The sequence below is a fragment of the Mesorhizobium sp. B2-3-7 genome (assembly GCF_006442695.1).
Taxonomy (GTDB): Bacteria; Pseudomonadota; Alphaproteobacteria; order Rhizobiales; family Rhizobiaceae; genus Mesorhizobium.
Genome location: NZ_VFVV01000001.1, coordinates 80271 through 89551, shown reverse-complemented (window position 1 = coordinate 89551; position 9281 = coordinate 80271). Strand labels below are relative to the sequence as shown.

Genomic DNA, 9281 nt, shown 5'->3' with positions numbered 1-9281 from the left:
CCGGTTCAACTCCCCGGTGCGCCCTTCGGGTGACGGTCGCCGATCAGGCCTAGTGTCAGGCCTTGTTCGAGCCAGGCCTTGGCGCCGGCCAGAACGAGCGTGAAGCCGCCGGTTGAATCGACCGCCTGTTTCGCCTGTTCGTCGCCATTGCCGGCAAAGCCGAAATTGTGGACCTCCAGGAAGGTCGCGTCACCTGGCATTTCGGTGAAGGTCCAGATCACCGTGGTCGGCGGATCGCTCCATTGCATGACGATCTTTTCGTTGACGACGATCTCGCTGGCGACCACCGTCGTCGAGACGCCATACATGCGCCACTCCCATTGAACCGGCTTGCCGCCGTCCAGCCTGCCGCTGGAATGGGTGAACCAGAATTTCGTGGTGATCTCCGGGTCGACGATGGCCTCGAAAACGTCGGAGACCGGCCGCCGGATCAGCATGGCGGCTTCGGCCGTCGGTGTCTCGCGGATTTCCATAGCGTTCTCCCCTGCCGAACACGCCTTCACCAGGCGTCGGGCTCCCGCACCATGTGAACGATGTTGGCGGGGCTGGTGATCCAGAAACCACGGAAGCCCTCTCCCAGCGGCTCGATGACGTCGCATCGCTCGACGCCGGCCTTGGCGAGATGATCGGCGGCGCCCGGGAAATCCCCGGTGAACAGTCCCAGCCAGGATCTCGGCCTGGCCCGGTCCTGCTACGGCAGATTGATCTGCCAGGAAACGCCGAACCTGTCGTTCAGCCAGGCGAAACGGCGGCTGAAGCCGTAATTGCCGGTCGGCATCAGAAACGTGCCGTTTTTGGACAGGGCCTCGACGATGCGTTCCAGCTCTTCTTCGGTGGAACAGTCGACGAAGAGCGAGACCGACGGCGTGAAGGTGAAGGCGTGGTGCACAGGGCTGTTGAAGATCATGACCTCCGTGCCGCCGATGGATGCGCGGGCCAGCTTGACTGCCCCTTCGAGTCCGTCCTCGCCTGCACCGTAGCGCGTGAGGTCGAGGACACGGCTCTCCGGGATGGTTTCGCAATAGAAGGCCATGGCCTCCTCGGCCTTGCCTTCGAACATCAGGAACGGAGTTACTTTCACGGCAGGCCTCCCTTCGCTCAAATGTTGGTCTCGTTGGCAGGCTCGCCCTTCATCTCGCTGCGGTAGTAGCCTTCGCGCAAATTGATGCCGTGTTCGACATAGGCCTTCATGCAGGCCAGCATCTGCGACCAGCCCTCGCAATTGAGATAGGACTTCTTCAGGCCGACCGCGTCCTCGTGCCAGCCGGCCTCGGCGATGGTGACGAAGGTGCCGCCGTCGTCGAGCGGCTCGAAATTCATCTCGATGCGGGTCTTGTAGGCCGGCTTTCCCTCTTCGTCGGTGGCATCCCAGCGCAGCACGATGCGGCTGTCCCTGACGATTTCGTCTACTTCGACCGGCACCTTGCCCCACCACACGACATTGGCGCCCGGCACCAAGGGCGCGCTGGCACCGCCGATGGTGGTGAAATAGGAGCTGAGCTTCTTCGGATTGACGACCGCGTCGAAGACGTCGGCGACCGGTTTGCCGATGCGTCCTGAAACCCTGAAACCAAGAGACATATCCACAGTTCCTTCCTTGATTGATAGGAGCTTATGTTATAAAAAAATAACATGTCAAGCCGATCGCAAGACGACAATGTTTTCAAGGCGCTGGCGCATCCGCGCCGGCGCGAGATGCTGGATCTGCTGAAGGACGCGCCAAAGACGACCGGCATGCTGTGCGAGGCGTTTTCCGATGTCGACCGCTGCACCGTCATGCTGCATCTCAAAGTGCTGGAAGAGGCCGATCTCATCGTGGCGCGGCGCGAGGGGCGCGAGCGCTGGAACCATCTCAACGCGCTGCCGATCAAGCAGATTCACGACCGCTGGATCAGCCAGTACGCCGGCCATGCGCTTAGCATCATAGACCGGCTGAAATCCGATCTGGAGGGGTGAACGGCCGTCACGGCTTTGCTATGCGTGGCAAAGCGCGGCGCGGCTGGACGAATTGAGCCGATTTATCTATAAGCCGGCCATTCCGACAAAGAGCGCCATACGTCCATCGGACGCAGCAGGGACGTTCTGACATTTTGAATTCGAGCATTGCGGAAGGCGGGTCATGCATCTCGCCGCGCAATGCTCTAGCCGAATACGACAGGGGTGCCATGGCTGGCCATTCACAGTTCAAGAACATCATGCACCGCAAGGGCCGTCAGGACGCGGTGCGGTCGAAAATGTTTTCCAAGCTGGCGCGCGAAATCACCGTCGCGGCCAAGAGCGGGACGCCCGATCCGTCGATGAATCCGCGCCTGCGCCTTGCCGTGCAGAACGCCAAGGCGGTGTCGATGCCTAAGGACAACATCCAGCGCGCCATCAACAAGGCGTCGATGGGCGACGCCGAAAATTACGAAGCCGTGCGTTACGAGGGCTACGGTCCCGGCGGCGTCGCCGTGATCGTCGAGGCGCTGACCGACAATCGGAACCGCTCGGCTTCGAATGTGCGCGCCGCCTTCACCAAGGCCGGTGGGGCGATGGGCGAAACCGGCTCGGTGTCGTTCATGTGGGATCGGGTCGGCGAGATCTATTATCCGGCATCGGCCGGCAGCGCCGACAAGGTCATGGACGCGGCAATCGAAGCCGGCGCCGATGACGTGGAGTCGGATGAGGAAGGCCACACCATCTATTGCGCCTTCGAAAACCTCGGCGAGGTGTCGAAGGCACTGGAAGCCTCTCTCGGCGAGGCGGAATCGGTGAAGCCTATCTGGAAGCCGCAGAACAATGTTCCGGTCGACGAAGAACGCGCCCAGTCGCTGATGAAGCTGGTCGCCACGCTCGAGGACGACGACGACGTTCAAAGCGTCTACGCCAATTTCGAGGTCGACGAGGAGACCATGGCCAAGCTCAGCGCTGCGTGAGCAAAGCCTGACATGACCGAAAACCCGCTGCCCACCATCCGCATCACCTATTGCACCCAGTGCCAGTGGTTGCTGCGTGCCGGCTGGATGGCGCAGGAACTGCTGTCGACATTCGGCGTCGATCTGGGCGAGGTGACGCTGGTGCCCGGCACCGGCGGCGTCTTCACCATAAGCTGCAACGAGGTGCTGGTCTGGGACCGCAAGCGTGACGGCGGCTTTCCGGATGCGGCAAAACTCAAGCAACTGGTGCGCGACGTCATCGACCCGGACCGCGATCTCGGTCATGCCGACCGCAAGGCGAAGAGCTGAGACTTCCCGCGGAAGCCGGACGTCATTTCCTCGCCTCTGCCCGAAAATCGCGCCGATCCCGGCGCCGATTGCTATGCCCATGCCGATGCCGACGGCAGGATCATCCATCGCTGCGCCACAGACAGCGCCGAGGCCGATCCCCGCGGCAATGCCCAAGGCCATGGTGGAATACGGGTCGTTCACGGCGCTTCTTCCGATAAACACGCCTCGGTCGCCGCGATGCCGAACGCGGCGGACCGAGACACGTCAACGCGCGGCGAACCAGAAGGATGCCAGCGCGGCGATGGCGGTGATGGCGCGCACGTGGTTCCACATCACCCAGTCCCTGAGATAGATGGTCCATACAGCAGCGCCGTTGCTGCTCGCCGGATCGACGGCGGCCAGCGCGTCGTTGAGCGGCACGTTGAAAACCATCGTCACGATGGGGTTGCCGACGAGATAGATGACTGCGCCGGCCAGCAGCCAGAAGGAGCCTGGCTGCTGCCAGCCGATGATGGCGCCGGCGATCAAGACAAGGCAGATCAGGCCGGTGCCGAACAAGGCGGTCATGAACATCGGCGTGATGACGGTGATGTTGATCGAGTTCATGGCGGCGATGCCGCCCGACGGAGGCAGGCGAGCCATTGCCGGCATGACGAAGTTGGAAAAAGCGAAGAACACGCCGCCAACAACGCCCGAGCCGATAGCGGCGATGAAGATGAGGCTGGGAAGTAGTTTCGCGATCATGTCAGTTGCTCCAGATGCCGGTTGCGGCGGTTTCAGCCGCAATGGGCAGAAAAGTTTTGCGGGATGGCCGACCACCTGTTCGACGCCTTCAAATCAATTATCCCGTCTGCTTCTTTCAAAACATGAGAAATCCTCATATTTGCAAAACGTGATAAACCCTCGTATTTTGCGAGTCAAGTCATTTCTGGGTGGCATTGCCGCCCGGCGTCTGTTGAAGAGCCATGGAAAAAACCGCCACGTCCCCACCGGAACAGGTCGCCACGCCACGCCGCGCGCCGAGCCAGCAGCGCAGCCGTGAACGGGTCGAGCGCATGCTCGCCGCCGCCTCGGCGCTGATTGCGGAGCAAGGCAGCGATGCCATGCGCATGGGCGAGGTGGCGGAGCGGGCTGGGGTGTCGATCGGCTCGCTCTACCAGTTCTTCCCCGACAAGCGGGCGATCGTCTGGGCGCTGGCCGAGCGCTACACCGCCGAAAGCCAGGCCTGCATTTCAGCCGCGCTCAAGGACGTCGGCGACGCCGAGGGCCTTCGGCGGGCGTTCTCGGAACTGGTGGACATTTATTACCACCTGTTCCTGGCGGAGCCGGTGATGCGCGATATCTGGTCGGGCACGCAGGCCGACAAAGCGCTGCGCGAACTGGAGCTCGCCGACAGCCGTGCGAACGCCGAATTTCTCACTGCGACGCTCAAACGCCTGCGGCCCGATGCCGATGCCGTCGCGCTGGAGACGACGGCGTTTCTCGTCTGGCAGATGGGCGAGGCCGCCATGCGGCTGGCGATCTCGGTCGAGCGGAAGGAGGGCGACAGGCTGGTCGCCGCCTACAAGCGCATGGCGCTCAGGGAATTGCTTGCGGAATAGGATGCTCTCACCCTCCCCTCGTGGGGAGGGTCGCTGCGAAGCAGCGGGGTGGGGGCAGCGCCGACCCACCCGACCTTCGGTCCGACCTCCCACACGGGACCGACAAGGCGGAGGTGGGGGCAAGCGCCAGCGTGAAGGGACGTGCATTGGCCAACAAAAAACCCGCCACGGGAGCGGGTTCTCTGGTCTGCGAAAAGCTGATGAGGCCTAGAGGCCGAAACCTTCGAAGCGCTTCTTGAACTTCGACAGGCGGCCGCCGCGGTCGAGCAGGGTCTGCTGGCCGCCGGTCCAGGCCGGGTGCGTGGTCGGGTCGATGTCGAGGTTCATCGTATCGCCTTCCTTGCCCCAGGTCGAACGGGTCATGTACTCGGTGCCGTCGGTCATGACGACCTTGATGGTGTGGTAGTCGGGATGGATATCGGTCTTCATGGCTCGGTTCCTGGCTTGCCGGGCGCGGCTGACGGGCTGAAAGCCTGCGTCGATGCGCCCCTTTTTAAAACTCGAAGCCGCAGCTATTGAGGAGCCACGGCTTCTAAAACGGTCGGCGAGCCTATACATCAGCCGGAATTGAATCACAAGGCCGCGGCAAGCGCATATTGAGGCGCATAGCTGAAGGCGGCCAAGAGGAAAGACCAGGATGGCGCAAACCAGCAGCGCAGACGAGCGCCGGCGCTCGCTCAAGCCGCTCAGGCGCCTGTTTCCCTACATCGGCCGCTACCGCACATTGGTGGCGGGCGCCGTCATCTCGCTGATCGTCGCGGCGGTGACGACGCTGGCGCTGCCGCTGGCGGTACGGCGCATGATCGATCATGGTTTCACGCCGTCCGGTTCCTCCTTCATCGCCGAATATTTCGCCGCGCTGGTGGCGATGGCCGCGCTGCTGGCGGCGGCATCGGCGGGCCGCTACTATTTCGTCATCACGCTCGGCGAGCGCGTCGTCGCCGATATCAGGCGCGATGTCTTTGCCCATGTGACGAAACTGTCGCCGGCCTTCTTCGACACTGCCCAGTCGGGCGAGATCGTGTCGCGGCTCGCCGCCGACACCACGCAGGTCAAATCGGCGGTCGGGGCGACCGCTTCGGTGGCGCTGCGCAATGTCATCCTTGGCCTCGGCGCGGTCGCGATGATGGTTTTCACCAGCCCGAAACTGTCCGGGCTGGTCATCGCAGCCATTCCAATCATCGTGCTGCCGCTGGTCGCCTTCGGCCGCTCGGTGCGGCGCAAGTCAAGGCAGGCGCAGGACACGCTGGCCGATGCCACCGCCTATGCCAGCGAGCAGATCGGCGCGGTGCGCACATTGCAGGCCTTCACCAATGAGACGCTGGTCACCGGGCGTTTTTCGGGTGCCGTCGAGGCCGCCTTCGAGGCCGCGCGCGCCTCGATCTTCGCGCGCTCGTTCCTCACCTTCTTCGCCATCTTCACGATTTTCTCCTCGGTCGTGGCGGTGCTGTGGTTCGGCTCGCGCGACGTGCTCGACGGCAATCTGTCGCCGGGCACGCTCGGCCAGTTCCTGCTCTATTCGGTATTCGCCGCCGGTGCGCTCGGCGCGCTATCGGAGGTCTGGGGCGAATTGGCCCAGGCAGCAGGTGCCGCCGAACGGCTGACGGAAATCCTGGCCGAGGAGCCGGCGATCGTGGCGCCTGCCAATCCCAGGCCGCTGCCGGTGGCAAGCAAGGGAGCGATCAGCTTCGAGGCCGTGTCCTTCTCCTACCCGGCCCGGCCCGACCGCGCCGCCGTCCACGGCCTGAGCTTCTCGGTCAAGCCTGGCGAGACGGTGGCGATCGTCGGTCCCTCGGGAGCGGGCAAGAGCACGGTGTTCTCGCTGATCCTGCGCTTCTACGATCCGGAGACCGGCAGGATCCTGATCGACGGCGTCGACATCCGCGAAGCCGACCCCCTTTCGATACGGCAGCGCATCGCCATCGTGCCGCAGGACGTCACCATCTTCGCGGCCAGCGCGCGCGACAATATCGGCTTCGGCCGGCCGGGCGCCAGCGAGTCAGAGATCGAAGCGGCGGCAAAGGACGCGCTGGCCGACGAATTCATCCTCAAGCTCGAGAAGGGCTATGACAGCCAGGTCGGCGAGCGCGGCGTGACGCTGTCGGGCGGGCAACGCCAGCGGGTGGCGATCGCCCGCGCCATCCTGCGCGACGCGCCGATTCTGTTGCTCGACGAGGCGACCTCGGCACTCGACGCCGAAAGCGAGACGCTGGTGCAAATGGCGCTGGAGCGGCTGATGCGGGGCCGCACCACGATCGTCATCGCGCACCGCCTGGCGACGGTGCTGAAGGCCGACCGCATCCTGGTGATGGATGGCGGCCGCATCGTCGAGGAAGGCACGCATCAGAGCCTGGTGACCAAGGGCGGCATCTATGCCCGGCTGGCCAAGCTGCAGTTCGAGACCGGCGCCAGCGCCTTCAGGGGCGCGGCTGAGTAGCGGCGACGCTGGGCGTGCTCACGCGGCTCCATACCGTTTGCGCAGGTGGTCGGTGAAATAGACGGCATTGAGCTTTTCACCGGTGGCGCGTTCGAGCAGGTCGGGCGTCGACCAGCGCGATCCGTGCGACCATATGTTCTTGCGGCGCCAATCGTTGATGGCACCGAAATTCCCCATGGCAAGATCGTCATCGGCCGACGGATGCTCCCGCGTCAGCGCCGCCCATTGCTGCGCCGCCATTATCGCGCCCAGCGTGTAGGAGGGAAAGTAGCCAAAGGCGGCAGCAGGCCAATGCACGTCCTGCATCGGCCCGTCCGCGGGGTTGTCGATGGTTGAGAGGCCGAGATAGTCGCGCATCCTGGCGTCCCAGGCCTCGGGCAGTTCGGCCACCTCGAGCCTGCCGGAGACGAGCTCCTGCTCCAGTTCATAGCGCAGGATGACATGCAGCGGATACGTCACCTCGTCGGCATCGACACGGATCAGGCCGCGCTCGACATGGTGGACATGCGGCAGGATGTCGTCGAGCGACCAGGCTTCGCCGAGATGCTTTTCCACGACCGGCAATGCCCAACGCCAGAAGGCGGGATTGCGCCCGATCTGCTTTTCAACGAATAGACTCTGGCTTTCATGCACGGCCATGCCGCGCGCCTTGCCGAGCGGCCAGTGCGACCACGCCTTCGGCAGGTTCTGCTCATAGAGTGCGTGGCCGGTCTCGTGCAGCACGCCCATCAGCGCCGACAAGAAATCGGAAGTCTTGTAGCGGGTGGTGATGCGCACGTCGCTCGGCACACCGCCACAGAACGGATGGTGCGACACCGACAGCGAGCCGTGCGTCAGGTCGAAGCCGACCGCCGCCATCATGGCAAGGCCGAGTTCACGCTGCCTGTCGATCGCGTAGCTGCCCGCAAGCGGCTTCAGCGGATGCTTGCGCAGCCGCGCTTCCTGCGCCGCCAGCGCTTCCGGCACGAACCCCTTGAGGAAAGCCTTCAAGTCGGCGAACACCGGGGTGATGTCGGCGGTGCGGTTGCCGGGGTCGTATTGCTCCATCAGCGCGTCGTAGGGGGCGAGGCCGAGGATGTCGGCGCGCAGGGCCGCCTCTTCGCGAACCAGCGCCACGACGCCTTCAAGCGCCGGCAGGAAGCCCGCCCAGTCGTTCTTGGCCCGCAGGTCGCGCCACAACTGCTCGCAGCGCATGCGCGCGGTCGTCTGGCGTTCGACGAATTCGACCGGCAGGCAGGTCAGGTTGGTGTATTGCCGCCGCAGTTCGGCCAGCGCCGCCCGCTGTTCATCGTCAAGCGCCTCGCCTTCGGCGGCGGCGATCCAGTCCGATATTTCCGGCGCGGTCGCCCTGGTGTGGTACATGCCGGCAAGCGCCGCCATGGCCTCGGCGCGCTTCTCGCCGCCGCCGACGGCCATGTGGGTCGCTTCATCGGCGCCGAGGATGGCCAGCGCGTGCTCCAGGGCTTCGAGCTTGTGGCCGAGGTCATCGAGTTTTTGAAAGGACATGGCGGCTTCCGTGATTGGGGACGGGGCGAAAAGATACCAACGCCTGCGCGTTTGCAACCCTCACGCGCCGCCCGGCAGATGCGCCTTGCGCTGGTGAACCGACGCGTGAAATGCTGCCCGACGATACATCACGGGGGAACACGATGATCGGCAACATCCTGGTCGGGCTGGTGGCCTTGATCCATGTCTATATCGTCTATCTGGAGATGGTGCTCTGGGACACGCCGCGCGGGCACAAGGCATTCCGGCTGACGCCGGAATTCGCCAGCGCCTCGAAGGTGCTTGCCGCCAATCAGGGTCTCTATAACGGCTTTCTCGCCGCCGGCCTGATCTGGGCCCTCTACCTCGGCACGGCCGGTTTCCAGGTCAAGGTTTTCTTCCTGCTCTGCGTGGCCATTGCCGGCCTGTACGGGGCCGCAACGGTCGGTCGCAAGATCCTGTTCGTGCAGGCCGTGCCGGCAGCGGCCGCCCTGGCCGCGGTCTGGCTCGGCTGGTGAGGAAAAGAGGCGCCTGCGGGATTGGGTCCCGTAG

12 protein-coding genes are annotated in these 9281 nt (G+C 64.2%); 6 read left to right on the top strand and 6 right to left on the bottom strand.

All coding sequences use genetic code 11. The features are described 5' to 3' along the window. Positions 1-5: 5 nt before the first annotated feature. The 3 genes from FJ940_RS00455 to FJ940_RS00445 form a co-directional block, all read right to left on the bottom strand. Complete coding sequence (locus tag FJ940_RS00455; protein WP_140554908.1) at positions 6-473, bottom strand: SRPBCC family protein; 468 nt, start codon at positions 471-473, stop codon at positions 6-8. Positions 474-691: 218 nt separating this feature from the next. Next, a complete protein-coding gene (locus FJ940_RS00450) occupies positions 692-1081 on the bottom strand; it encodes a VOC family protein (RefSeq protein WP_224618075.1) in 390 nt (129 codons plus the stop codon). Positions 1082-1098: 17 nt separating this feature from the next. Beyond that, positions 1099-1581 (bottom strand): SRPBCC domain-containing protein, encoded by a 483-nt coding sequence (locus FJ940_RS00445; protein WP_140493137.1) that lies wholly within the window; start codon positions 1579-1581, stop codon positions 1099-1101. 51 nt (positions 1582-1632) lie between these two features. Between FJ940_RS00445 and FJ940_RS00440 the strand changes: the two genes are divergently transcribed. The 3 genes from FJ940_RS00440 (at position 1633) to FJ940_RS00430 (ending at position 3224) form a co-directional block, all read left to right on the top strand. Then, positions 1633-1956, top strand: a complete 324-nt coding sequence (locus tag FJ940_RS00440) for a helix-turn-helix domain-containing protein (RefSeq protein WP_140493140.1) — start codon at positions 1633-1635, stop codon at positions 1954-1956. 209 nt (positions 1957-2165) lie between these two features. Further along, positions 2166-2915, top strand: coding sequence for a YebC/PmpR family DNA-binding transcriptional regulator (locus FJ940_RS00435; RefSeq protein ID WP_140493143.1), 750 nt, complete (start codon positions 2166-2168; stop codon positions 2913-2915). Between the two features lie 12 nt (positions 2916-2927). Then, the gene (locus FJ940_RS00430) at positions 2928-3224 is read left to right on the top strand and encodes a SelT/SelW/SelH family protein (RefSeq protein ID WP_140654813.1); all 297 of its coding nucleotides are present in this window, start codon (positions 2928-2930) and stop codon (positions 3222-3224) included. A 246-nt stretch (positions 3225-3470) separates the two neighbouring features. Here FJ940_RS00430 and FJ940_RS00425 read toward each other — a convergent pair whose 3' ends face one another. Continuing rightward, on the bottom strand, positions 3471-3950 hold the full coding sequence (locus tag FJ940_RS00425) for a DUF1772 domain-containing protein (protein WP_181171729.1): 480 nt from the start codon (positions 3948-3950) through the stop codon (positions 3471-3473). A 221-nt stretch (positions 3951-4171) separates the two neighbouring features. Between FJ940_RS00425 and FJ940_RS00420 the strand changes: the two genes are divergently transcribed. Then, a complete protein-coding gene (locus tag FJ940_RS00420; RefSeq protein WP_140554909.1) occupies positions 4172-4807 on the top strand; it encodes a TetR/AcrR family transcriptional regulator in 636 nt (211 codons plus the stop codon). 207 nt (positions 4808-5014) lie between these two features. Here FJ940_RS00420 and rpmE read toward each other — a convergent pair whose 3' ends face one another. Then, complete coding sequence (gene rpmE / locus FJ940_RS00415) at positions 5015-5236, bottom strand: 50S ribosomal protein L31 (protein ID WP_006327661.1); 222 nt, start codon at positions 5234-5236, stop codon at positions 5015-5017. Between the two features lie 208 nt (positions 5237-5444). Here rpmE and FJ940_RS00410 point away from each other — a divergent pair, with 208 nt between their 5' ends. Beyond that, positions 5445-7244, top strand: coding sequence for an ABC transporter transmembrane domain-containing protein (locus FJ940_RS00410; protein ID WP_140493152.1), 1800 nt, complete (start codon positions 5445-5447; stop codon positions 7242-7244). Between the two features lie 18 nt (positions 7245-7262). Here FJ940_RS00410 and FJ940_RS00405 read toward each other — a convergent pair whose 3' ends face one another. Then, a complete protein-coding gene (locus tag FJ940_RS00405) occupies positions 7263-8750 on the bottom strand; it encodes a carboxypeptidase M32 (protein WP_140654810.1) in 1488 nt (495 codons plus the stop codon). A 143-nt stretch (positions 8751-8893) separates the two neighbouring features. Between FJ940_RS00405 and FJ940_RS00400 the strand changes: the two genes are divergently transcribed. Next, entirely contained in the window at positions 8894-9247 is a 354-nt protein-coding gene (locus FJ940_RS00400; RefSeq protein WP_140624974.1) for a DUF1304 domain-containing protein, read from the top strand. The last annotated feature ends 34 nt before the right edge of the window (positions 9248-9281 follow it).

Excerpts from the sequence above, each read along its gene's own strand:
- FJ940_RS00455 (WP_140554908.1), bottom strand. The coding sequence starts at position 473 with ATGGAAATCCGCGAGACACCGACGGCCGAAGCCGCCATGCTGATCCGG.
- FJ940_RS00445 (WP_140493137.1), bottom strand. The coding sequence starts at position 1,581 with ATGTCTCTTGGTTTCAGGGTTTCAGGACGCATCGGCAAACCGGTCGCC.
- FJ940_RS00440 (WP_140493140.1), top strand. The coding sequence starts at position 1,633 with ATGTCAAGCCGATCGCAAGACGACAATGTTTTCAAGGCGCTGGCGCAT.
- FJ940_RS00435 (WP_140493143.1), top strand. The coding sequence starts at position 2,166 with ATGGCTGGCCATTCACAGTTCAAGAACATCATGCACCGCAAGGGCCGT.
- FJ940_RS00430 (WP_140654813.1), top strand. The coding sequence starts at position 2,928 with ATGACCGAAAACCCGCTGCCCACCATCCGCATCACCTATTGCACCCAG.
- FJ940_RS00425 (WP_181171729.1), bottom strand. The coding sequence starts at position 3,950 with ATGATCGCGAAACTACTTCCCAGCCTCATCTTCATCGCCGCTATCGGC.
- FJ940_RS00420 (WP_140554909.1), top strand. The coding sequence starts at position 4,172 with ATGGAAAAAACCGCCACGTCCCCACCGGAACAGGTCGCCACGCCACGC.
- rpmE (WP_006327661.1), bottom strand. The coding sequence starts at position 5,236 with ATGAAGACCGATATCCATCCCGACTACCACACCATCAAGGTCGTCATG.
- FJ940_RS00410 (WP_140493152.1), top strand. The coding sequence starts at position 5,445 with ATGGCGCAAACCAGCAGCGCAGACGAGCGCCGGCGCTCGCTCAAGCCG.
- FJ940_RS00405 (WP_140654810.1), bottom strand. The coding sequence starts at position 8,750 with ATGTCCTTTCAAAAACTCGATGACCTCGGCCACAAGCTCGAAGCCCTG.
- FJ940_RS00400 (WP_140624974.1), top strand. The coding sequence starts at position 8,894 with ATGATCGGCAACATCCTGGTCGGGCTGGTGGCCTTGATCCATGTCTAT.